18 protein-coding genes are annotated in these 23,959 nt (G+C 38.5%); 9 read left to right on the top strand and 9 right to left on the bottom strand.

Annotated elements, in window-relative coordinates; genetic code table 11:
- Nucleotides 1–2: 2 nt before the first annotated feature.
- From Q0X77_RS09890 to Q0X77_RS09880, 3 genes are read left to right on the top strand one after another with little or no spacing between them, the layout of a single operon-like run.
- The gene (locus tag Q0X77_RS09890) at nucleotides 3–719 is read left to right on the top strand and encodes a gluconate 2-dehydrogenase subunit 3 family protein (RefSeq protein ID WP_297796730.1); all 717 of its coding nucleotides are present in this window, start codon (nucleotides 3–5) and stop codon (nucleotides 717–719) included.
- 14 nt (nucleotides 720–733) lie between these two features.
- Nucleotides 734–1,573, top strand: coding sequence for a sugar phosphate isomerase/epimerase (locus Q0X77_RS09885; RefSeq protein ID WP_297796727.1), 840 nt, complete (start codon nucleotides 734–736; stop codon nucleotides 1,571–1,573).
- Nucleotides 1,570–3,201 (top strand): sulfatase, encoded by a 1,632-nt coding sequence (locus Q0X77_RS09880; protein WP_297796724.1) that lies wholly within the window; start codon nucleotides 1,570–1,572, stop codon nucleotides 3,199–3,201. The genes Q0X77_RS09885 and Q0X77_RS09880 overlap by 4 nt, the downstream gene beginning before the upstream one ends.
- 3 nt (nucleotides 3,202–3,204) lie before the next feature.
- On the opposite strand, the gene Q0X77_RS09875 is transcribed toward Q0X77_RS09880, so the two are convergent.
- Entirely contained in the window at nucleotides 3,205–4,968 is a 1,764-nt protein-coding gene (locus Q0X77_RS09875; protein WP_297796721.1) for an arylsulfatase, read from the bottom strand.
- A complete protein-coding gene (locus Q0X77_RS09870; protein ID WP_297796718.1) occupies nucleotides 4,969–6,060 on the bottom strand; it encodes a glycoside hydrolase family 130 protein in 1,092 nt (363 codons plus the stop codon). It abuts the gene before it with no gap.
- Between the two features lie 494 nt (nucleotides 6,061–6,554).
- On the opposite strand from Q0X77_RS09870, the gene Q0X77_RS09865 reads away from it, so the two are divergent.
- On the top strand, nucleotides 6,555–7,271 hold the full coding sequence (locus Q0X77_RS09865) for a M15 family metallopeptidase (RefSeq protein WP_297796715.1): 717 nt from the start codon (nucleotides 6,555–6,557) through the stop codon (nucleotides 7,269–7,271).
- A 13-nt stretch (nucleotides 7,272–7,284) separates the two neighbouring features.
- Complete coding sequence (locus tag Q0X77_RS09860) at nucleotides 7,285–8,229, top strand: alpha/beta hydrolase (RefSeq protein WP_297796710.1); 945 nt, start codon at nucleotides 7,285–7,287, stop codon at nucleotides 8,227–8,229.
- Between the two features lie 12 nt (nucleotides 8,230–8,241).
- Here the strand turns inward: Q0X77_RS09860 and Q0X77_RS09855 are convergent, their stop codons facing one another.
- From Q0X77_RS09855 to tsaD, 6 genes are all read right to left on the bottom strand, one after another.
- Nucleotides 8,242–9,618 carry a Gfo/Idh/MocA family oxidoreductase gene (locus Q0X77_RS09855; protein WP_297796707.1) on the bottom strand — a complete coding sequence of 459 codons (1,377 nt, stop codon included), beginning with the start codon at nucleotides 9,616–9,618 and terminating at the stop codon, nucleotides 8,242–8,244.
- A 65-nt stretch (nucleotides 9,619–9,683) separates the two neighbouring features.
- On the bottom strand, nucleotides 9,684–10,796 hold the full coding sequence (locus tag Q0X77_RS09850; protein ID WP_366939204.1) for a class I SAM-dependent methyltransferase: 1,113 nt from the start codon (nucleotides 10,794–10,796) through the stop codon (nucleotides 9,684–9,686).
- Between the two features lie 73 nt (nucleotides 10,797–10,869).
- On the bottom strand, nucleotides 10,870–11,958 hold the full coding sequence (locus Q0X77_RS09845) for an AI-2E family transporter (protein ID WP_297796701.1): 1,089 nt from the start codon (nucleotides 11,956–11,958) through the stop codon (nucleotides 10,870–10,872).
- A 3-nt stretch (nucleotides 11,959–11,961) separates the two neighbouring features.
- The gene (locus Q0X77_RS09840) at nucleotides 11,962–12,603 is read right to left on the bottom strand and encodes a DUF4159 domain-containing protein (protein ID WP_297796698.1); all 642 of its coding nucleotides are present in this window, start codon (nucleotides 12,601–12,603) and stop codon (nucleotides 11,962–11,964) included.
- A gap of 153 nt (nucleotides 12,604–12,756) precedes the next feature.
- The gene (locus Q0X77_RS09835) at nucleotides 12,757–13,467 is read right to left on the bottom strand and encodes a 16S rRNA (uracil(1498)-N(3))-methyltransferase (protein ID WP_297796695.1); all 711 of its coding nucleotides are present in this window, start codon (nucleotides 13,465–13,467) and stop codon (nucleotides 12,757–12,759) included.
- 96 nt (nucleotides 13,468–13,563) lie between these two features.
- Nucleotides 13,564–14,589, bottom strand: a complete 1,026-nt coding sequence (gene tsaD, locus Q0X77_RS09830; protein ID WP_297796693.1) for a tRNA (adenosine(37)-N6)-threonylcarbamoyltransferase complex transferase subunit TsaD — start codon at nucleotides 14,587–14,589, stop codon at nucleotides 13,564–13,566.
- A 92-nt stretch (nucleotides 14,590–14,681) separates the two neighbouring features.
- Here tsaD and Q0X77_RS09825 point away from each other — a divergent pair, with 92 nt between their 5' ends.
- Entirely contained in the window at nucleotides 14,682–19,103 is a 4,422-nt protein-coding gene (locus Q0X77_RS09825; protein WP_297796690.1) for a translocation/assembly module TamB domain-containing protein, read from the top strand.
- A 126-nt stretch (nucleotides 19,104–19,229) separates the two neighbouring features.
- Here Q0X77_RS09825 and Q0X77_RS09820 read toward each other — a convergent pair whose 3' ends face one another.
- Complete coding sequence (locus Q0X77_RS09820; RefSeq protein WP_297796687.1) at nucleotides 19,230–20,282, bottom strand: class I fructose-bisphosphate aldolase; 1,053 nt, start codon at nucleotides 20,280–20,282, stop codon at nucleotides 19,230–19,232.
- 170 nt (nucleotides 20,283–20,452) lie between these two features.
- Between Q0X77_RS09820 and Q0X77_RS09815 the strand changes: the two genes are divergently transcribed.
- The 3 genes from Q0X77_RS09815 (at nucleotide 20,453) to gap (ending at nucleotide 23,923) form a co-directional block, all read left to right on the top strand.
- The gene (locus Q0X77_RS09815) at nucleotides 20,453–21,655 is read left to right on the top strand and encodes an ATP-dependent 6-phosphofructokinase (RefSeq protein WP_297796684.1); all 1,203 of its coding nucleotides are present in this window, start codon (nucleotides 20,453–20,455) and stop codon (nucleotides 21,653–21,655) included.
- Between the two features lie 290 nt (nucleotides 21,656–21,945).
- On the top strand, nucleotides 21,946–22,899 hold the full coding sequence (pfkA, locus tag Q0X77_RS09810; RefSeq protein ID WP_297796681.1) for a 6-phosphofructokinase: 954 nt from the start codon (nucleotides 21,946–21,948) through the stop codon (nucleotides 22,897–22,899).
- 22 nt (nucleotides 22,900–22,921) lie between these two features.
- Nucleotides 22,922–23,923: a type I glyceraldehyde-3-phosphate dehydrogenase gene (gene gap / locus Q0X77_RS09805; protein WP_297796679.1), complete on the top strand. Its 1,002-nt coding sequence runs from the start codon at nucleotides 22,922–22,924 to the stop codon at nucleotides 23,921–23,923.
- Nucleotides 23,924–23,959 lie beyond the last annotated feature (36 nt).

The following is a 23,959-nucleotide window of genomic DNA, read 5'->3' as shown; positions in this document are numbered from 1 at the left end:
AAATGGATAGAAGGAAGAGTATAAAATCAATCTTGCTGGGAACTGTTGCCGGAGGACTCGTTGTTCATGGTTGTAAACCAGAATCGGCAAGTACAGAGGAAATAGCTGCGATTACATCAGACGAAAATTTCTTTGGAAGAACACCAGAGGAAAAAGAACTGATAGATAAGATCAATTCTGAGCAGTTTTTTAATGAACATGAATTGGGCACCATTGCTGTCCTAAGCAACCTTATACTGCCTCCAAATGATAAATTTGGGGGAGCAACCGATGCTGGTGTGCCCGATTTCATTGAGTTTATGGCCAAGGATGTACCTGAACTGCAAACTAATCTGCGCGGAGGCCTTATGTGGCTGGATCATAAAAGCAATACAGAATATGGAAGTGAATTTAAGTCGGTTACCGAGGAGCAGCAAAAACAAATACTTGACTTAATTGCATATTACGATGCGGAAATCCCTTTGGCTGAACAACCTTTAGAGATACAGTTTTTCTCTTTAATGAGAAATCTAACCCTAACGGGCTATTACACTTCCAGGATTGGAATTGAAGACCTTGGATATAAAGGAAACATGCCTAATGTTTGGGATGGGGTTCCGGAAGATGTATTGGAGCAACACGGATTGGCATATGATGAGGAATGGCTGGCAAAATGTGTAGATCAGAGCAAGCGGGGAATTATCGCGGAATGGGATGATGAAGGAAATTTATTGACATAACTAAAATTAATATCATGAAGAAAAGAAACAACTTTTTAATTTTTGGCACGGCACTTTTATGCTTTGTTTTCGGCATCTTTCAAAGTAATGCTCAGGAAGTAGGAATACAATTGTATAGCCTTCGTAATCAGTTTAAAACCGATGTCCCCGGGACATTGAAACTAATTAATGAATGGGGCATTACCAAGATTGAAGGCGGTGGCAGCTATGGTCTTCCATTGGAGGAATATAAAGGCCTGTTAAAGAAGAATAATCTTGATATGGTTAGCGTAGGAGCGGGTTATGAAGATCTTAAAAACGATGTGGATAAGGTCATTAAAAATGCCAAAGATTTTGATGCAAACTTTGTAATGTGTGCCTGGATCCCACATGATGGAAATACTTTCGATATTGCTAAAACGAAGGAAGCTACTGAAGTTTTTAACAATGCAGGAAAAAAGTTGAAAGAAGAAGGTATCACACTGGCATACCATGCGCATGGATATGAATTCAGACCCTATGAAGATGGTACTCTATTTGACTATATGGCCAAGAATGCCAGAGATTTTGCCTTTGAAATGGATGTGTATTGGGTGCATCATGGTGGAGAAGATCCATTGGCGCTATTGAACCGATATCCTGATAAATTTGTTCTGTTACATCTTAAAGATATGGAGCATGGGGTTAAAGGGAACGATACAGGCCACGAGGACGTAGAAACCAATGTTGTGCTGGGAACAGGACAGGTAGATATTGCCGGTGTAGTTAAGCGTTCCAAAGAACTGGGCGTAGTCAAATATATGTTTATAGAAGATGAATGTTCCAGGGTGGTAGAGCAGGTTCCGCAAAGTTTAAAATTTCTGGAGAAACTTTGATATTTAACAGGTCATTTCTTAGCTGTGGTTGCCTCATTTTGTTGACTTTGGCAATAGGATGTGGTCATAATGATATTAAAGTAAAGAAAGCAGAAAAGCCTAATATAATATGGTTGGTCGCCGAGGATCAGTCGCCCGAATTTTTTCCGATGTACGGGGATAGTACAATCCCGTTACCGAATATTGAGTCTCTTTCTCATGATGGTGTTGTATTCAACAACGCTTTTTCACCGGTTCCCGTATGTGCTCCGGCAAGAAGTGCAATAATAACAGGCATGTACCCAACTTCTTTAGGCACGCATAATATGCGCACATATAACGCATATGCCAAAGAGAACCAGCCGGAAATAGGAATACCCAGTTATTCACCCCTTGTTCCGGATGGTGTTAAAATGTTTACGGAATACTTGAGAAAAGAAGGGTATTATTGCACCAATAACGCAAAAGAAGATTACAATTTTAGAGCGCCGGATTCCGGTTGGGATGAAAGTAATTCCGGTGCCCACTGGCGAAACAGGCCGGAGGATACTCCTTTTTTTTCCGTTTTTAATTTCAATGTTTGCCATGAATCCGGAATATGGAAGCAGGGAGAAAAAGAACTGTTTGTTTCCCCGGATTCTGTTACTGTTCCGCCTTATTTTCCCGATAATGCTGTTATCCGTCATGATTTAGCCGTGAATTATTCCAACTTAAAGCGCATGGATGAACAAGTGGGGGAAATAATTGACCGATTAAAAGAAGACGGACTTTATGAAAATAGCATCATCTTTTTTTATGGTGATCATGGTGGGCCATTCCCCAGGCATAAAAGGGCTTTATATGATACAGGAACTAAAATTCCATTGGTTATTAAAATGCAGGGGAATTCAGATAAAGGTGATTATGACAACCGTTTAATAAGTTTTATTGATTTTGCGCCTACCCTTCTCTCATGGGCAGGAATAGAACCTCCAGCCGTGATGCAGGGAAAAGCGCAGTTCGGGGTTTTCAGCGATAGTACGGTAAGAAAATATGTTTTTTCTTCATCAGACCGGTTTGACGGAATGTATGATAAATTGCGCTCGGTTCGAACCAAAAGATATAAGTATATAAGAAATTTTAATACTGCTATATCAAATGCGCTCCCCGTTAAATATCGCGAGCAGATGCCCATGATGCAGAATATGATGTCCTTGCAAGCTACAGGAAAATTGGATTCTATTCCTTCGCTATGGTTTAGAACACCCAAACCAGCGGAAGAATTATATGATTTGGAAAGTGACCCCTACGAACTCGAAAACCTTTCTGAAAAAGTACAGCTGAATGATACCTTAATTCATTTGAGAAAGGTCCTTACCAATTGGATGGATGAAACCAACGACCTCGGAAGATATCCTGAAAAAGAATTGCTCTCTATGTGGTTTCCAAAAGGTGAAGCACCCCGGTTAGAACCGCTTCAAATGCTTGAAAAAGGGAAAAATATTCATTTGATATCAAATAAATCAGATGCTACCATTGTATGGAAGGAGCCCGGTGCTACAAGTTGGAAAATCTTTATAGAACCATTGAGCAGTAATATCTCATTTGTGGCAAAGGCGGTTCGGATCGGTTATTCAGACAGCGAGGAGTTTATATACAATACGGATTAAGGTCTAAGAACGTTTTTCAAATAATAACAATCGAAAATCTATGGCCCCTTCACCCGGTATTTGCGAAGCCCTTAGCTTGAGTTTTCCTCGTCCTTTTTGTAGTTTTATAATCCCCATTGACAGGGGTTTAAAATCTTTTATATAGGATTCAATTCGTGGAATCCTGTCATTTTCCATGCCGGTAATCGGAGGGTCATGAAATTCTGTTATTTTTTTACTCAGGCTATTTGAATCCAATTCAACTAGTATAGTTGCACCAACATTTTTTTTGGCACAGCTATAGTAAAGGATAACCTCATAAGAACCTTCTGTCAATACATCTACATCCCAGCTAATGTAATCTTCAGGACTTTTCCAATTGGTAAAAAAGGAACAATTGGGGTATTTGTTACTGCGTTCAATGCCGCCATGAGAAATGCCATCGCGGGCAGGAAGTTGGGTAGTATTCATAGATGGATGCCCTATGGTAAATGGTCTAATTTCTGTTGTTGGGATTGGTAATTCTTTTAACCAAAGTTCTTTTGCTCTTAGCAAGCTATTATAGTCATCGGGATATTCTTTGGACACATCGCGTGTTTGACCAATATCAGTAGGAATATGATAGAGGCGGTTCTTATCATCCAAACGAAAATCCTGTGACCTCACACTGGTTTTTTGATTCCAATTATTATAGATATAACGGGGTTTCCAAATAGGATTTTCTTCAAATATGAGGGGTTCCAGATTGGTTCCATCCAGGGGGTTAATCGTTTTTATCTCAATATCTGCCAGCCCGGCCAAAGTAGGCAGTATGTCTATAGCACTGGCAATTTGAGTAATACTTTTTGACCCGGGGATTGTATTTTTCCAACTGATAAACAATGGGCTTCGAACACCACCTTCATCGGTAGAGCCTTTTTTACCACGCATCCCAGCATTCCATCGCCAACCATTAGGACCGTTGTCCGATAGATATACCAGAATGGTATTCTCTTCTAAATTCAGCTCTTTCAATTTGTTTGTGATCCTTCCTACATTGTTATCAATATTCTCAATCATCGCCAGGGCTGCCTTTGTAAAGCTAATGTCTTCCAGGGTAGTGTCTGTGTGTTTTTTGGATAATTGCCTGTTCTGAAATTTATTCCAATACTTATCCGGCACCTGCATCGGGCTATGTGGGGTATTGTAAGGTAAATAGAGTAAAAATGGCCTTTCCCGGTTTTTGCTAATAAAATCCAGGCCTTTATCCGTAAGCTCATCTACAATAAATCCATTTCCTTTGACCAGTTTACCGTTATGCTCCAGCAACGGATCAAAGTAATTTCCCCAATGCCCCGAAGCAAAACCATAAAAATCATCAAACCCCCTTGAATTTGGATGGTACGGGGCTTGCATTCCACTATGCCATTTACCATAGGCCGCGGTTTTATAACCGGCCTTTTTAAATACTTCGGCAAGGGTGGTTTCTCCCAGATTCAGCCTTTCGCCGCCGGCAGAAGTGGCATAAACTCCAAGCCGCCGGAATTGCCTCCCACAAAGAATTTCAGCCCTTGTTGGTGAACAAACGGGTTGGACGTAGAAATTTTCAAAGGACACACCATTTTTAGCAAGATTATCCAGATTTGGGGTTTGTAAATTTGAATTCCCGTTAAAACTTAAATCCCCCCATCCCTGATCGTCGGTCACAATGAGGATAATATTGGGTTTAAAATCCTCTTTTATAGGATCTGTATTATTTGCACACCCCAGGAGAAGAAAGCATAGCAGGAATTTTAAATAAGGTCTCATTTATTCAGATTTTATGGCCACTCCAACCATTGAGTCTGCTGTACCATAATAAAGGATCCATTTATTTTTAAAAAATACCAACCCCTCAATAAAAGTGGTCCCTGCTTTATATTGGCCGCTTATTTCATGAGGCAGATCGGGGCATATGAACGGTTCCGAAAGTCTGCTTTTAAATTTTGAAGGATCTTTTTTGTCGAAAAGAACCTGACCGCCACAATAGGTACCCTCCGCAACTTTGGTGCTCGCTCCTGATCCGCTGAGGTTTTTTCCATTATAAAGCAGCAGTATTCCTTTTTCAGTATAGATTGCCGGTGGTCCGGGTTCTGTCAAATGACTGTCAAATTCACCGGAAGTAGGTTTAAACACGTGCAATAATTCCCCATTTTCATCCAAATAGGGTTCCCAATCTATTCCATCTTCGGATTGTGCTAAATTGACAAATAATTCTCCCCAATACATCAAAAATTTACCGTTTACTTTCTTTGCAACCAAACGGCCATTAACTAGTTCGGTAACCATGGATCCTGATTTACTCCAGATATTAAGAAATTTTCCTTTTTGAAATTTTTCAAAAACCGGTCCGTGCTTGGTCCAATTTCTTAAATCTCGTGAAGAGGCACTTGAGAGTCTGGCTACATCGTTATTCCAACTGGTATAAAGCATAATATAGCTCCCATCCGGCATTTCTACCACTCTTGGATCTTCAACACCTCCCGGATAATCCCATTTTTGAAACCCGTCTTCCTGTGGGTATAAAACTGGTTTAGCTTCTTTAGTAAAGTTAAGACCATCAGTACTATAGGCGAGGCCTATACGCGAAGTTCTTTCTCCCAAAATCGCATCGGGATTATCTTCTGCCCTAAAGAGCATAAATACGGTGTCCTTTCTTACTATGGCCCCAGGATTGAAAACATCGGCTTTTTGCCAGTTAACTATTCTTTTTTCCATGGGGCAATTAAACAAATAGGTAGAATCTGATCTCATGATAGGATTCTGTAGAGGTTTCTCGAACCCCAGTAACCATTCTGATTGCCCCCAAAGGTTCCCAATGGAAATTAATGTAATGCAGAATAAAACAAAATTATTTTTCATAGGTGTTGAGATCATTTTTAGAAGACTATGAACAAACGGCATTATCTTCATATAGGTTTATAATTTGAATGCATGCCCTGCTGTTATGGTAAGGACATTTCCAGGGACCGACCTTATTTTCATTGTCATAAGGTACGCCTTCTTTATTAACTCTGAAAAACCATTTTATATTTGTTCTATCCTTAATGGCCCTCTCAATAAAACTCCTGATATTTTCAATTCCCTTGCCCGGGCTATCGTCCGTAATATTTTATTTTTTTGACATAGGAATGTATTCCTTATAAAGTTCTGTAAAAATCAAAAGGATGTCTGACAAAATTGTATCATAAACCAATTTGATTTTTATCACTATTACTACTATTAAAATGCTGTAACATGTTTTTAATATGATTGGGATTATAAATAAGGATTAAAGAAAAGTGCAGTACTAAACATAGGTGTTTTTAAAATTTTTCTAACTTCGTTTTTTAACAAAGAATTAATCAGGTTTGCCTTTGAAAAGAATCATAATATTGGGTTTAATCCTTCTCTCCATTGCTTGCAAGAGCAAACCGGAGCAGGAAAAAATAAAGGAATCGAGCACCGATTCGGTGGCTGTTGATACGATCAAAGAAATAGAAGTAGCGCCTATTGAAAATCCGGTTAAGACTTTAGTTGGACTGGCAGATACTGCGTTTGTCCGTTTGGCGGACTATAGCAAAGATTTTGAATATGATATAAGATACGCCACCACAAACAATTTTTTAAAATCAAAAGTTTATGACTGTGCCGAATGTTATACCCGTGTAAAGACAGCCAGGGCCTTAATAAAGGCTAATAATGATTTTATGAAGCAAGGTTATAAAATTAAGTTTTTTGATTGCTACAGGCCTAATTCAGTGCAGTACAAGATGTGGGAAATTGTCCCGAATCCTCAGTATGTGGCAAATCCTGATAAGGGTTCTATCCACAATAGGGGAGGTGCGGTAGATATAACCCTGATAAGCCTGGATGGAATGGAGTTAGATATGGGAACCGACTTTGATTATTTTGGTAAGAGGGCGTATCATGACAATATGAATTTACCGAAAGAAATCCTGAACAATCGAAAAGTTTTAAAAAGTACTATGGAAAAATATGGCTTTTGGTCGGTTAGGACAGAATGGTGGCACTATAACCTCAATAAAGCTTCTAATGATCCCATTGCAGATTTTAAATGGGATTGTAATTAGATAAATTTCAAAAATGGCGAAGCGAATAAAATCAAGGCTGGGAGTTAGGATAACATTTTTAATTATACTCGCATTTCTTCTTGGGAATGATCTTTTTGCGCAGGATACCATATTGCCGCTTTGGCCCTCAAATGCGGTTCCGAACCGCATTGAATCTGATGAAGAAGAAATAGTGGAGGAGGGGGCTATCCAAAGAATAAGTTATGTGCAATTCCCACAAATTGAGGTGTATTTGCCGTCTGAAGCCAATAGTAATGGTAAGGCGATGTTAATTTTTCCCGGTGGCGGATACCAAATACTGGCATATGATTGGGAAGGGAGTGATATTGCCAAATTTTTGAATTCAAAAGGAATTGCCGGAATAGTGGTTAAGTACAGGTTACCTGTTTCAGGTTCCCTGGAAAATAATCAATATGTTCCTTTACAGGATGCACAAAGGGCCATAAGGCTTGTGCGTTATATGGCGAAAACCTGGAACATTCATAATGAAAAGATAGGGGTTATTGGATTTTCTGCGGGCGGACACCTGGCTTCCACCCTTGGAACTCATTTTGATGATGAGGTTTATAAATATGTCGATGGTGCAGATTTATTGAGTGCCCGGCCTGATTTCATGGCTTTGGTTTATCCGGTTATTTCATTTACTGCTTTATCAGCCCATAGTGGTTCTAAAAACGCTCTTTTAGGAGATAAACCGAAAGATGAAAGCATGCTGTACTTTTCAAATGAACTTCAGGTATCAGAGAATACCCCGCCAACAATACTATTCCATGCGTCTGACGACAGTGTGGTACCACCTGAGAACAGTCTTTTGTTCTATAAGGCTCTAAACCAAAAAAAGGTATCGGCAGAACTTCATATTTACCCGAAAGGCGGGCATGGTTTTTCTCTAGCTACAAAAAACCCCGGTCTCAGCAGGTGGACTCAACATTTGTATGAATGGACACTCCAATTTTAGAATTGGTTATCTTCAGATAAACTGATTTGGATGAGGGTGTTCCCACGGGCTTCTATAAGATCGTTGCAAAAGTTTTGTTGCTTCCTCATCATTTACGATTAGCAGATTTTCAGGGTCATAAATCAATGGTCTTTGAACTTCCATAGATAAATTGGCCAGGATACAACTTGCTGTTGAAATGTGCCCTTCCTGTATATCTGAAATTGGTTTGGTCCCCTGATCAATAGCGGCCAGAAAATCGAGCATATGTATCCTTGTTGCCGGTGCCGCATTTAGTTCAATATCTTTTTCAGTCAAATCTTCCGGGTATTTCTCCTTTTCATACACAACATCCATATGCAATGGTTTGCCATCACCATAGGGTACAAAATCATATTGCATAGTACTACCTGTAAGGGTTCCCTTTTCGCCAAATAATTTAAATGACCATGGGTATTCAGGATCGTCCGGTGCCCCCCAGCTTCTATGCTGCCAAATACAGTTGAGGTTGTCGTATTCAAAAATTGCGGATTGAGTGTCTGAAATATTTGATTTACCGTCCTTTTGAACATAAATTCCACCCGTTGAACTTATTCGGTTAGGCCAGTCCAGATTTAGCATCCATCTAACGGTATCCAGCATATGAACGCACATATCACCCATGATGCCATTGCCGTATTCCATGAAAGTCCGCCACCATCTTTTGTGAGGCAATCCATCATATGGTCTAAGAGGTGCAGGCCCGGTCCACATTTCATAGTCCAGAAAATCCGGGACTGCCTGTAGAGGCGGATTTCCATTGGCACGCATATGGAAATAACAGCACATTTCAACATGTGATATTTTCCCAAGCATCCCTGTATCCACTATATTTTGTTTTGCATGAATAAGATGAGGTGTGCTCTTTCGCTGAGTTCCTACCTGGACCACCCTGTTATATTTACGGGCAGCGGCTACCATGGCCTCTCCCTCAATTACGTCTACACTTATCGGCTTTTGAACATAAACATGGGCGCCTGCCTTCAGGGCATCAATGCATTGAAGTGCATGCCAATGGTCCGGGGAACCAATTAATACGATTTCCAACCCTTCTTTTGCGAGCATTTCCCGGTAATCGGAATATGTTTTGGGCTTTTTGCCGGATTTTTGTCGCTGTGATACCAGATTAGCCACATCGGCTGTAAAATTACTGTCAACATCACAGATGGAGATGACTTCAACATTAGTAACCTGAATAAGTTTAAAGAGATCGCTGGTTCCATACCACCCGGCACCAATAAGTCCAACACGCCATGGCTTATCCCTGTACATAAGTTCAAACCCATATGTTCCAAAAGATGATAGGATGGCCGCCGCAGTAGCTCCTTTGAGGAAGTTTCTCCTGTTAATATTGAATGTTCCGGATTGCATGAATTATTGATTAATGGTTATAAATAGACAGTTACATCATCTAAATATACCTAAAAAATTCTTTGTTATGCTTTATAACATTGAAGCAAAAGGAGGTTATTGAGAAGATCTTTAACAAAGAATAAATAGAGTTCTCCGCCTTCCTTTATTTTGTGTTTCTTTCTAATATCAGCGACCTTTAAGGGAAAATTTCGAATCGTAATATTTGCCTTTTTAATATTAAGATCCGCCATGGTTTTTTTATTGTAGGGATGTGTAGAGAAAATTTTAAAAACTCTTCCCGGGAAGCTTACCTTGCTTATGGAGGTATACAAATGGGTATGTTCATGTAACTTCTTTAAATCTGATTGATCGCCTATAGTTTTAAAAGCACCGGCTTTTAAAATGGCCGCATTGGGCTCATATAAGTAGTTTAAGGGTTCTGCGAAGCTTGAGCGTACCTTAGCTTCTTCAGAACGTTTAAAACTAAAGAGTTCATGACTGCTGTTTTTAATATTAATGGTTTTTAGGATAGGTTCTTGCTGATTGCCGCTTCTAATAATCCACAGCAATTCTTTTACTTCATTATTCACTGCAATTATATGTATCTCCTCAACACTCTTTAAGTCTTTGAGTCCACTGCTAATATCCAATAAGGGTGAGGTTTTAAGGAGGATGGAATTTGATTTTTTCAGAAGCAGATCCAGGTGCTTTGTAACATCGGGCAAACAATCTGATAATTTGAATACTTTTCCACTGGTTTTATCCCTTCTCGAAGGATCTATATAAATCCAATCGAATATTTTATCAGAACTGTTGAGATAGTAAAGTCCATCGGCATTTAAAACTTTGATATTATGTGCTTGCAGAACTTTCAGATTATGCGCGGCAATTTCGGATAATTCCGGATTAATTTCACACATGGTAACATCTGCTATTTTCTTACCAAAGAAATAACTATCCACACCAAAACCTCCGGTGAGATCAAGGAGCGATTCACCATTTACTAAAGATGCTTTATACGAGGCTGTTTTTTCTGAAGAGGATTGTTCAATATTTAACTTTGGAGGATAGAATATATTTTCGGAATGAAACCAGGTAGGGAGTTTAAAAGCACACTTTTTTTTACTTTCTAACTGCTGAGCAAGCTCTTTTGAAGAAATATGGTCAAATTCAGTCTTCCCAAGCACAACTGACATGATGTCAGTATTTAAATTATTTTTTATAAAAGTCTGTACACCAGTATTTAAAATGTTTTTATTCAAAGTAAAACTATAAATTTTTAGTCAAAGACTTTACAATCTTATTATCGGCGAAAAACTCCTTTAATATCACTTTTATTACCGTGTATCCCGGCACTGCAATGACCATTCCCGCGATTCCAAACAGAAGTCCGCCAATAATAATGACAAGGAATATTTCAAGCGGGTGTGATTTAACACTATTGGAAAAAATAAATGGTTGAGAGAAAAAATTATCTACAAGCTGCCCTATTGCAAAACCTATCATCACATAAATAGTTTTGGGCAGAACTACAGTGCTGAAATCTGCGCCTAAGTTACTGGTCATTGTGAGCATAGCCATTAAAAATGCACTAATAACTGGTCCGATGTATGGGATGAGGTTTAAAAGAGCGCAAAGGAAAGCTATGACCACGGGGTTTTCAATTCCAAAAATTAACAGAACTGCGGTGTAGATGCCGAAAAGGATGCTAATTTGCAGAACCAGGCCACCAAAGTAGCGCGACAAGAGATGTTTTATAGTAAATATCGATTTTTTAAGTTTGGGTTCTTTTTCATCAGGAACAAGTGCCATTAAACTATCCTGTAATAGTTTGCTGTCCTTTAAGTAGAAGAAAGCTATAAATAATACTGAAAATAGTCCAATACTGATACTCCCTAAAAGACTGACGACCGTGTTTAATAATTCTGGAATAACCCCAAAATTAATCTTGGAAAATAGTTTGGATTCTTGAAGTTGCAATTTAAGATCAACTGTGGTAATTCCAAAATACGTGGTAACCTCATTGTAAAGGTTTTCGAGATTCTGTTGCAGGGCTTCAATATTCAGCAGAGAAAGATTTTGCCCCTGGTTTATTAACAAGGGGATGAACAATAAAATAATTCCAATTAGCACGCCTAAAAGAGATACCATTGTTACTATTACTGCAAGCGTATTATTCATTTTTAACCTCGTTCTAAGGAATATAACAATAGGTCTTCCTAAGAGTGAAATAACAAGGGCTATTGTAATGTAAATCAGTAATGTATTGATTTTATAAAGAAAATAGCCAACTAGCACAATTGCCGTAATAATTCCTACAGCCCTTAGTATTCCATCAGAGATCATCCTTGAATTCATAACTTAATTTTTAAATGCGTAGTGAATAATATTTGCACCCATTTTTAGTGCTTTAAGCCGTATAGGTTCCGGATCATTATGGACTTCCGGGTCTTCCCAACCATCGCCGAGGTCGGCCTCATAGGTAAAGAGTAAAACCAACCTGTTTTCATGAAAAATACCTAAAGCCTGAGGCCTTTTGCCATCGTGTTCATGAATTTTAGGCAACCCTTGTGGAAATTCAAATTGTTGCGAAAAAATAACGTGATCATTCCCTATCTCTTCGAGCTGCTTCTCGGGGAAAACTTTTCTGAGTTCCTTTCGCAAATAGGGCTCCATCCCATAATTGTCATCAATATGGAGAAAACCGCCTGATAGAAGATACATCCTAAGATTTTCTGCATCTTCTTCTGTAAAAAAAACATTTCCATGCCCTGTCATATGTAGATATGGGTACTGAAAAATTAGTTTACTTCCGGCTTCCACCGTTTTTGGAGTAAGTTCAATTTCAGTATCTATATTTTCATTACAAAACCTGATGAGGTTAGGCAAAGCAGTTGGATTCGCATACCAGTCACCTCCGCCATTGTACTTCAAAATCGCGATTTCCTGTGAATCACTATGGAGTGTCCACAAAAGAGTAAAAATTATCAGCAGTATTTTCATAGAATTGTGTCGCATCTTACAGGCCTAAAGATACTTAAATGACCATTAATAAGATACTTTACAAAATACTTATTGACGGCAATAATATATGCGATCAGGCAATAGCCAATAAAAAGAACAGAATAGTTAATTTTAAACCTGTTTTTCGGGGGGTTATGAACCACTATTTATTAATGCAACGGCTGTACAGGATACAATGGCCGCCGTTTCGGTTCTTAGACGAGCTTCACCTAAGGATATTGACAAAAAACCATGCTGATAAGCTTCTTTTATTTCCTTTTGGGAAAAGTCTCCTTCCGGACCAATTAAAATAGTCACATCTTTATCGGCGGCAATACAGCGTTTTAAATCCAGTTTTTCTTCATCCCGGCAATGTGCAATAAAGAGAAGTTCTTTATGCTCCCTGGATACAAATTCCAAAAATGGGATTGGCTCATTTAATTTGGGCAAATAGGTGCGAAGTGATTGTTTCATAGCGGACTGTACCACTTTTTGAAGCCTGTTCATTTTTAATATTCTGCGTTCAGAATGGTCGCAGAGAATAGGTGTAATTTCATGAACGCCAATTTCCGTGGCCTTTTCAAGAAACCACTCAAATCGGTCTGTATTTTTGGTAGGCGCAACAGCAATGTGGAGCCTGTGCATCTTTGGGTGTTTTTTTTGTTTAGAAATAATTCTTGCTCTGCACATGGCTATATCTGCAACAACTATTTCAGCAGTGAATAACAGACCTTTTCCATTTGTGATTTGAAGATCGTCGCCTACTTTTTTTCGCAAGACTTTAATGATATGTTTGCTTTCTTCCTTGTTGAAGGAAAATTGATTGCTGTTATTGTCGAGTAAAGGGTTATAGAAAAGTTGCATATTAAAACTTATGATTTTTGCTGTGTTTTTATATGTATTGAATATTAGGGTTTCGGTTTTGCGTGTTCATAAAGGGATCTGGTAAATAGCGTGCCATTAAATTACATACCTTGCCTTGGCAGCAATACGTTGATCACTAAAATTGCCATTAAGATACTTTAAATAGCCTACAATGCCAATCATTGCAGCATTATCGGTACAGTATTCAAACCTGGGGATATATGTGGTCCATCCGAAGGTCGTTTCTGCATCATTTAATGCTTTTCGGATTCCCGAATTGGCAGAAACTCCACCACCTATGGCAATGTGCTTTATCCCGGTTTGTTTGGCCGCTTTTTTTAGCTTGTCCATTAAAATACTTACAATAGTGAACTGAATAGAAGCACAAATGTCATTCAAATTTTGTTCAACAAAACTTGGGTTTTTTTTGGTTTCTCGTTGTATAAAATATAGGATGCTGGTTTTTAACCCGCTGAAACTAAAATTCAAATCCTTCACCTTAGGTTTTGGAAAAGGAAAAGCATCTGCGTTACCGCTGGCGGCATATTTATCAATTAAAGGACCTCCGGGATAAGGCAGGCCCAGCATTTTTGCGCTTTTATCAAAGGCTTCCCCAACCGCATCATCAAGGGTTTCTCCAAGGATTTCCATATCGAAATAATCCTTAACCAAAACGATCTGAGTGTGTCCTCCGCTTATGGTTAATGCTAAAAATGGGAAAGGGGGTGTTCTTTTGTCATCCTCATTTATAAAATGAGCTAAAATGTGAGCCTGCATGTGATTTACCTCAATTAGCGGCACATCCAGGCCTAAAGCCAGAGATTTGGCAAATGAAGTCCCAACTAGCAAAGAACCTAATAGGCCAGGTCCGCGTGTAAATGCTATGGCAGATACTAGTTTTTTGTCGATATTTGCGTTAGCTAAGGCTTGGTGAACAACCGGAATTATATTTTGCTGGTGTGCTCTTGATGCAAGTTCCGGAACAACACCACCATAAGCCTCGTGAATTTTTTGTGTAGCTACCACGTTACTAAGCCTCTTGTCATTATGCATGACAGCTGCCGAAGTATCATCACAGGAGGATTCAATAGCAAGGATATAAATATTTTGTTTATCCGTCATGGTTTGGAACAAAAATTGGTGGCACAAAGGTAAAACATATTCGCCCTATCAAAAAACTGAGAAAAATACTCGTTAGAACGCTTTTAGTCGTCTTGCTGATATGCGTTATAGGAACTATTATTCTTTCTCTGCCCGCGGTTCAGACTAAACTGGGGCGTTATGCAACGGATACTATAAACAGTGAATTTGGAACTAATATTAATGTCGACAGGATAAGGATTTCTCTGATTTCCTGGGATACTGCCTTAAAGGACGTTTATGTTGAAGACTATAAACAAGATACGCTGATATATATCAAGGAGTTATCAACGTCTATTTTAAGTGTGAGAAATATTGTTAAAGGCACACTACAGTTTGGAGATATAGACATAGATGGATTGCTTTTTAATTTAAAAACCTATAAAGGCGAAAATGATAATAATCTGGGTGTTTTTGTAGACAAATTGGATGATAAAAAACCACGTGACCCGGATAAGCCGCCATTTTTTTTGTCTTCTGCCGATGTAGAAATCAGGAATAGTACTTTCAGGTTAACAGATATGAATAAGGATAAGGTTGAAGTTTTAAATTTCACGAACCTTAATATTGAAGCTGATGATTTTCAAATTCTAGGACCCGAGGTGACTGCGATTATCAATGAATTATCACTAAAAAGCAAGCTGGGCATTGACCTTAAAAAGCTTGCCACAAGATTCAAATATACAAAGCAGCAAATGCGATTTGATTCTTTACAAATTCAAACCCCCAAATCTAACATTGTTGGTAATTTGGAATTCAATTACAAAAGGGAGGACCTGGTAGAATTCATTGATAAAGTAAATTTGAACGGCAATTTTGTCGAATCGACCGTAGCCCTGGATGAGATAAATCAATTGTATGATCAGTTTGGTTCGGAAAAATTGGTAAATTTTTCAGCAAATGTCAGTGGAGTTTTAAATGATTTGAATGTGGAACAATTGTTTTTGCAATCAGATAATACTGGGATTAGAGGGGATTTTAATTTCAAAAATATATTCACAAAAGAGACCCCGTTTGAACTAAATGCAGATATAAAAAATATTACTACGAGCTATTACGAATTAAGGTCTTTATTACCGAAAATTTTAGGAAAATCTCTTCCCTCTACGTTCCGGAGATTGGGACAGTTTACGGTTCGGGGTGATGCCTTTATTACTGAAACGTCAATTGCTACACAGGCCAATTTAAATACTGCTATTGGCAGCAGTTATGTAGATCTTGCTTTGACGGATATTAAAAATATTGACAATGCTACTTATAAAGGCTTTGTATCCTTAATTGATTTTGATTTAGGACGTTTTGTAGAGAATAAAAATTTAGGTAAAACAACGGTTGATGTAAATGTTGAAGGGAAAGGCTTTGTGAGCAAGAATCTGAATACGGAAGTTTTAGGTCGGGTGTATTCCATTAATTTTAATAATTATGATTATAAAGACCTCAACGTTTCAGGGATTCTCAAAGACCAGTTGTTCGATGGTTCCCTGATTAGTAATGATGAGAATATAAAATTTCGATTTGAAGGACTTGCAGATTTCAGTGCGGATAAAAGTAGTTTTAATTTTAAAGCAGCGGTGGAATACGCGGATTTAAAAACCTTAAATTTCATTAATGATAGTGTCTCTGTATTTAAGGGGGATGTAACTATGGATATCACAGGTAGTTCCTTTCAAAGTATTGAAGGAGATATAAAATTTACTAAAACGAGTTATCAGAATAAAAATAGTACCTACTACTTTGAAGATTTTAAAATAGTATCCAACTTTACAGAAGACTCCACAAGAACAATAGAAATTAATTCCCCTGATATTATTACCGGTTATATGAAGGGTAAATTTAAGGTCAGAGAGTTAGGGAAATTAGTCCGAAATTCTATTGGCAGTATTTATACCAACTACAAACCATTTGAGATTTCAGAAGGACAAGAACTAACATTTAATTTTAAAATTTACAATAAAATAGTGGAGGTTTTCTTTCCTGAGGTGGCTTTTGGGCCTAATACATTTATTAGGGGAGATATAGTAGCCGATGAGGGAGATTTTAAGCTGAATTTTAAATCTCCTTATCTATCTGCCTATGGCAATGAATTGGATAGTATTGATGTTAAAATTGACAATAAGAACCCACTTTTTAACACCTATTTATCTGTTAAAGATGTTTCAACCCGGTATTATGATGTTAAGGATTTTAGCCTGATAAATACCACCCTGAATGACACCCTGTTTTTCAGGACAGAATTTAAGGGTGGCAGTGAATATGATGACAGCTACAACTTAAATTTTTATCACACCTTTAATCAGGATAACAAATCTGTTATTGGATTAAAGAAGTCCGACGTCAGTTTTAAAGGAAATACATGGGTTCTTAACCGCGAAAGCAATTCAAAAAACAAGGTAATTGTAAATAGCACCCTGGATAGCATTATCATTCAAGAGGTGGTGATGAATAACGATAACAGGGAGCAAATACGGCTAAGGGGCCAACTGGCAGATTCTACCTATAAAGACCTGGAACTTCAATTTAAACTTGTCTCACTAAATAAAATTGCCCCCGCAATTGATAGCTTGAAGCTCAAAGGCGAGATTAATGGTACGCTGAATGTTCTCCAGAAAGACAATGTATACCTCCCCGTCTGTAATTTGGATATAGCTGAATTTGGAATAAATGGTATAGACCTGGGAGACCTTAATATTGGTATTGTGGGTAATCGCGACCTTTCTGAATTTTCTGTAAACTCGCAAATAAAGGAAAACGGATTGGAAAAATTTGGGGTATTTGGCAAGTTTACCTGGGATCAGGAAATACCCCAGGCAGATCTGGTAGCTACCTTCAGTAATTTCAATATGCAACCGTTTAGTCCACTGGGTAAGAATATCGTATCCAATATTAGGGGAAAGCTTAATGGCAATGCCCAGATAAAGGGGGATATCAGGAATCCCGATATAGACGGTCTTTTAACTATGAATAATGCAGGTATATCTGTTCCCTATCTAAATGTTGATTATGATTTTGGGGCAAATTCGACCGTGCGTTTATATGAACAGACTTTCGATTTTCAGAATATAGGATTAACTGACGTCGTCTACAATACAAATTCTAATTTGGATGGTACTATTCAGCATCAATTTTTTAAGAAATGGAACTTTGATTTAGATATTGCAACTGATCAGGATCGGTTTTTAATACTAAACAAGGAATTTGAAGAGGAAATACTTTATTATGGAACCGGTTTTGTAACCGGAATTGGAAGAATATTTGGTCCTTCCACAGCATTGAATATTGACTTTGAAGGCTCCACGGCCAGAGGGACATCCTTGAAAATACCTGTTAGAGATCTTACCTCTGTAGGAGATTATTCTTTTATCACCTTTATAGACAAAAATAAAATTCAAAGTATTGACTTGCAGCGCCAGTTAAAGGAATATGATGGATTGGAATTAAAATTCGATTTGGACGTAACCCCGGACGCAGAGGTGGAAATTGTAGTTGATCAGCAAACCGGCAGTGCTTTGAAAGGCACGGGGGCAGGTTTGGTATTTATAGAGATTAACACCAATGGTAAATTCAATATGTTTGGGGATTTTGTGGTTGTCACAGGGGAGTACAATTATAAATTTGGCGGTATAATTGATCGAACATTCAAGGTTAAACCCGGTGGGAGTATAGTATGGGACGGGGCCCCGCTTGAAGCGATTCTGGATATGGAAGCCGTTTATTCTCTGAATGCTAATCCGGCTCCTTTACTGGATAATGCCGGCTATAGCCGGAGAATTCCAACAGATGTTGTAATAAGACTTACAGACCAGTTAGAGCGACCCACAATTGATTTAAACATTGAATTTCCGGGGACAAGTTCAACGGTTAAATCAGAACTGGAATACCGCTTGCAGGATCCTACTATTGAAGAGCGAAATGCCTTCTTTCTTCTGGCACAGGGCACGTTTGTGAGTGAAGGCTCGGGAATAAACCAACAAGCAGTAACGGGTAACTTAATCCAAACAGCTTCAGGCCTTTTAAATCAGGTTCTTAGCGAAAGTAACGATAAGTTTGATTTTGGAGTTTCATACGAACAGGGATATCTTGATCCCAATAATATTGAGACAGAAAACAGATTGGGGGTAACAGTATCAACACAAATTAGCGATAAAGTTCTGTTCAATGGCAGGTTTGGTGTTCCTGTAGGTGGGGTAAGTGAAACAGTAGTAGCCGGTGATGTAGAGGTTCAGGTGTTGTTAAATGAAGAAGGGACACTAAGGGCGAAAATATTTAATCGCGAGAATGAAATTCAACAATTCTTAGCACAACAGCAAGGTTATACTCAAGGAGTAGGTATTTCTTATGAAGTAGATTTCAACAGTTTTAAGGAACTGATGCAAAAGATCTTTAGTAAGAAGGAAATGGAGCCGGAAGTACCGCAGGCGGTTGTTGCTCCCCAGGAAACTATGGGCAGGGATAGTTTGATCAAATTCTATCCTAAAACAAACGTACCTAAATTATGAAGAGAGCAGTTTAAAACGTATTCCTCAATCATGTAAATACTAAAACGCCCGGGGAAAACCCGGGCGTTTTTCAATAGGACTAAATTAAAAATTTAATTTAAATAGAAAAATATAAATTATTTAAAATCAAGCAATTGTAATTTTTTTATCCAAATAAACATCTTGAATGGCGTTTAGAAGTTCAACACCCTCACTCATCGGTTTTTGGAAAGCTTTCCTACCGGAAATTAGTCCCATCCCGCCTGCACGTTTATTAATTACAGCAGTTTTGACGGCCTGAGCCAAATCATTTTCACCGGAAGATCCCCCGGAGTTTATTAATCCGGCCCTGCCCATTAGGCAATTCACTACCTGATAGCGCGTAAGGTCAATTGGATGATCGGAAGATAATTCTGAATACACTTTGTCATGTGTTTTGGCAAAATTAATTGCTTTAAAGCCACCGTTATTTTCTGCCTGCTTCTGTTTTACAATATCTGCCTGAATAGTAGAAGCTAAATGATTAGCTTGCCCGGTTACATCGGCAGATACATGATAGTCTTTACCATCTTTTTTAAATCCCGGATTACGCAGGTATGCCCATAGAACAGTTGCCATGCCCAATTCATGCGCATATTCGAAGGCTTCTGTAACTTCCTGAATTTGCCGCGTGCTCTCTTCTGAGCCATAATATATTGTCGCGCCTACAGCCACACAACCCATTTCAAAGGCCTGATTAACGCTGGCAAACATTATCTGATCAAACTTATTAGGGTAAGTAAGTAATTCGTTATGGTTTAATTTTAGAAGAAATGGAATCTTATGTGCATACTTTCTTGCAACTGATCCAAGGACCCCGAGTGTAGATGCTACGGCGTTACAACCTCCTTCTATAGCAAGTTCCACAATCTTTTCAGGATCAAAATAAATAGGGTTAGGTGCAAACGATGCACCGGCTGTGTGTTCAATCCCTTGGTCTACGGGCAGAATAGACACGTATCCTGTACCACCCATGCGTCCATTATTAAAAAGGGTCTGCATATTTCGCAATACGACAGGGTTCCTGTCTGATGAGGTCATAACACGATCCACAAAATCCGGACCGGGTAGATGTAAATGTTCTTTTTTTACCGTGTTACACTTGTGATCTAACAGGTAACTCGCTTCTTTGCCTAAAATTTTCTCAATGTTTAATGACATAATTGTACTGTTTTCAAACTACCTATAAAGATACGGTGATAAAGCCATTTTTAGCCTCCATTTCAGAGGTTTTTTTTGGGAAATGTTAATGTGATTATCATCATAATTTACTACTTTAACAATCCTTTTTCAGTTGTGATTTTAAATTGATAATTAAATAAAAATATATTATGGCAAAAATTAAAAAAACCAAAGGGACTATAGGTATCTTAACAGGCGGGGGAGATGTGCCAGGACTTAATCCGGCAATTAGGGCGGTTACATTCAGAGCTATACGTGAAGGATACAGGGTAATTGGATTTAGAAGAGGCTGGAGAGGGTTAATAGACATTGTAAGAAACAGTAAGCACGACAATAGCAATAACTTTATGGAGTTGTCGCAGGTTGTTGTGAACAAAGCAGCAAGAACAGGTGGAACTTTCTTGCACACTTCAAGGACCAGGGCAAGTCATGTTTCAAATCTCGCGGTTCCTGAACACCTGCGAGACACTTATAATAAAGATATCAATGATCTTACCCCGGAGGTAATCAAAAACCTCGATTGGCTGGGAGTAGATTATTTAATTGCCATAGGAGGTGACGATACACTTAGTTATGCCGTACATCTTTTTAAACAAGGGGTTAAAGTTATGGCCATTCCAAAAACGATGGATAATGACGTTCCCGGAACGGATTATTGCATTGGATTCAGTACCTGTGTCACCAGAACCATAAGTCTTACAAACAGTCTCCGTACCGCAGCCGGATCTCATGAAAGGTTCCTGGTATTGGAAGTATTTGGACGTTACGCCGGATTTACAGCCATGTTGCCCACCCTGGCAGGTGCGGCTAATAGATGTTTGATACCCGAAGTTCCATTCAATATAGATTTGCTTGCTGAATTACTTACTGAGGACAGAAATAAAAATCCCAGTAATTATTCCATTGTTCTTATTTCAGAAGGGGCAACATTTGAAGGCGGTGAAATGAAATTCGAGGGAATGGAAAAAGACGCCTTTGGCCATGCAAAACTTGGAGGTATTGGGGATGAGGTATCCCTGGCTTTAAAAAAGGTATCTCCTAAATATAATAAGGGTAACGCTGTTAATGTAATCAATCAGAAACTCGGATACATGGTTCGCTGCGGTGACCCCGATTTTATTGATTCTGTTGTGCCAACAGCCTATGGTAATTTGGCACTCGATTTAATACTGAAAGGAATAGACGGCCGCATGGTAGTTTTAAAAAATGGACGATATGACCATGTACCAATAGAAGTTGTTACGGAATCCAAGAAATTTGTCAATGTGGATAAGTTCTATAACCGTCCGAAACTGCATCCCTATTACAAAAACTTTGAAATGCTGCCATTGTTTATTATGACTAACGACTAGGAACGAACACTGGTTAAAATCGCGGTTTTCACATTTTCCGATGTAAGAGATAACGTAACTATTTCAGGGCGATTTGTTATATTCTTCTCGAACAAAGCTTTTTGTTGTAAAAATTGTGGGTCTGATGGGGTTCTACAGGGTTATAATTTACAAGGAATTATATTGTTTTGTACTACTTAAGGCTAAAAATTGAATTATAGTATGATATGGACCATGAAATGTTAAATTAAGGGTTTGTCGAATTCTTTTTTTGCGATAAGTTTAGTAATTTTGCCATTCTAAATTTTTAGATGAGTTCAGAAATAAATAAAATTGCGGTCTTTACATCAGGAGGTGATTCTCCCGGGATGAACGCAGCTATACGAGCGGTAGTACGAACATGTGCATTTCTAAAGAAAGATTGCATTGGAATTTACAGGGGATACGAAGGAATGATCGAAGGGGATTTTATTCCCTTGAATGCCCGAAGTGTAAATAATATAATTAACAAAGGAGGAACTGTACTTAAGTCTGCCAGATGTGATGAATTTAGGACGGAAGAAGGGCGTAAAAAAGCTTATGACCAATTAGTTTCCAACAATATTGATGCATTTGTGGTTATTGGCGGTGATGGAAGTTTTACCGGTGCTTTAGCTTTTTATGAGGAATACAAAATGCCTTTTATTGGTATTCCCGGTACTATAGATAATGACATTTTTGGCACCAATTATACTCTTGGTTTTGATACGGCGCTGAATACTGTAGTAGAAGCAATCGATAAAATAAGGGATACGGCAAGTTCGCATCACAGACTTTTCTTTGTGGAGGTTATGGGTAGAGATGTGGGTCATATTGCTCTTAATTGTGGTGTTGGGGCCGGTGCTGAGGAAATCCTTATCCCTGAAGAAGATTTGGGTTTGGAACGACTTTTAGACTCTCTAAAGCGTAGCAAGGCACGGGGCAAATCTTCAAGTATTGTTGTAGTTGCAGAAGGAGATAGAACTACCGGAAAAAATGTTTACGAACTTAAAGACTACGTAGAGACCAACCTGCCTATTTATGATGTCAGGGTGTGCGTGCTGGGTCATATGCAAAGAGGAGGAGCGCCATCTTGTTTTGATAGGGTATTGGCAAGTAGAATGGGGGTAAGGTCTGTAGAGGCATTACTTGAAGGGCAAACCAATTTGATGGCGGGCATTATTAATAATGAAATTACATTAACTCCGGTGAATGAAGCCATTAAAGGAGATATCATGACTATATAGTTTTAATCTTAAACAATAAAAAATGTCAACACTAAAAATTGGAATTAACGGATTTGGGAGAATTGGTAGACTTGTTTTCAGGGAATCAGTAAGAAGAGATAATGTTGAGGTTGTAGCCATCAACGATTTGCTTGATGTAGAACACCTGGCCTATTTATTAGAATATGATTCGGTACATGGCCGTTTTGATGGTTCTGTAGCAGTAGAGGATGGCAATTTGGTGGTAAATGGCAAAACCATCAGGATTACCGGAGAAAGAGATCCCAAGGTATTAAAGTGGGATGAGATAGGAGCAGAATATGTTGCTGAATGTACCGGGATTTTTACCACACTGGAAATGGCACAATATCATATTGACGGCGGAGCTAAAAAAGTAGTAATCTCAGCACCTTCCAAAGACGCGCCTATGTTTGTAATGGGGGTAAATCACAAGGATTTGAAAGCTTCAGATAATATTGTTTCTAATGCATCCTGTACAACCAACTGTTTGGCACCTTTAGCCAAAGTATTAAATGATAATTACGGGATAGCTGAGGCTTTAATGACTACGGTGCATGCTACTACGGCAACCCAATTTACAGTTGATGGTCCTTCACGAAAGGATTACAGAGGAGGTAGAAGTGCACTACTCAATATTATACCTGCTTCTACCGGAGCAGCTAAAGCAGTAACTAAAGTTATACCTTCTTTAGAGGGTAAACTCACCGGGATGGCATTTAGGGTGCCTACGGCAGATGTTTCTGTGGTTGACCTAACCGTGCGCCTTGAAAAGGAAACTTCTTACGAAGAGATTAAAAAGACATTTAAAGCGGCTTCAGAAGGAGAATTGAAAGGTATTTTGGGTTATACGGATGAAGCTGTGGTTTCTCAGGACTTTATTGGCGATGCTCGCACTAGTATATTTGATGCAGGTGCCGGAATTGAATTGAATTCAAAATTTTTCAAAGTAATTTCCTGGTACGATAATGAGGCTGGTTATTCCAATAAATTGTTAGACCTGGCACAATATATTTCTACATTGTAATTAATTATTTTTTTAGTAAGAATCCTCAGAATAAGC

The sequence above is a fragment of the uncultured Eudoraea sp. genome (assembly GCF_947258925.1).
GTDB lineage: Bacteria > Bacteroidota > Bacteroidia > Flavobacteriales > Flavobacteriaceae > Eudoraea.
This window is presented reverse-complemented; position numbering and strand designations above follow the sequence as displayed.

Excerpts from the sequence above, each read along its gene's own strand:
- Q0X77_RS09890 (WP_297796730.1), top strand. The coding sequence starts at position 3 with ATGGATAGAAGGAAGAGTATAAAATCAATCTTGCTGGGAACTGTTGCC.
- Q0X77_RS09885 (WP_297796727.1), top strand. The coding sequence starts at position 734 with ATGAAGAAAAGAAACAACTTTTTAATTTTTGGCACGGCACTTTTATGC.
- Q0X77_RS09875 (WP_297796721.1), bottom strand. The coding sequence starts at position 4,968 with ATGAGACCTTATTTAAAATTCCTGCTATGCTTTCTTCTCCTGGGGTGT.
- Q0X77_RS09870 (WP_297796718.1), bottom strand. The coding sequence starts at position 6,060 with ATGAAAAATAATTTTGTTTTATTCTGCATTACATTAATTTCCATTGGG.
- Q0X77_RS09860 (WP_297796710.1), top strand. The coding sequence starts at position 7,285 with ATGGCGAAGCGAATAAAATCAAGGCTGGGAGTTAGGATAACATTTTTA.
- Q0X77_RS09855 (WP_297796707.1), bottom strand. The coding sequence starts at position 9,618 with ATGCAATCCGGAACATTCAATATTAACAGGAGAAACTTCCTCAAAGGA.
- Q0X77_RS09850 (WP_366939204.1), bottom strand. The coding sequence starts at position 10,796 with ATGTCAGTTGTGCTTGGGAAGACTGAATTTGACCATATTTCTTCAAAA.
- Q0X77_RS09845 (WP_297796701.1), bottom strand. The coding sequence starts at position 11,958 with ATGAATTCAAGGATGATCTCTGATGGAATACTAAGGGCTGTAGGAATT.
- Q0X77_RS09840 (WP_297796698.1), bottom strand. The coding sequence starts at position 12,603 with ATGAAAATACTGCTGATAATTTTTACTCTTTTGTGGACACTCCATAGT.
- Q0X77_RS09835 (WP_297796695.1), bottom strand. The coding sequence starts at position 13,467 with ATGCAACTTTTCTATAACCCTTTACTCGACAATAACAGCAATCAATTT.
- tsaD (WP_297796693.1), bottom strand. The coding sequence starts at position 14,589 with ATGACGGATAAACAAAATATTTATATCCTTGCTATTGAATCCTCCTGT.
- Q0X77_RS09820 (WP_297796687.1), bottom strand. The coding sequence starts at position 20,282 with ATGTCATTAAACATTGAGAAAATTTTAGGCAAAGAAGCGAGTTACCTG.
- Q0X77_RS09815 (WP_297796684.1), top strand. The coding sequence starts at position 20,453 with ATGGCAAAAATTAAAAAAACCAAAGGGACTATAGGTATCTTAACAGGC.
- pfkA (WP_297796681.1), top strand. The coding sequence starts at position 21,946 with ATGAGTTCAGAAATAAATAAAATTGCGGTCTTTACATCAGGAGGTGAT.
- gap (WP_297796679.1), top strand. The coding sequence starts at position 22,922 with ATGTCAACACTAAAAATTGGAATTAACGGATTTGGGAGAATTGGTAGA.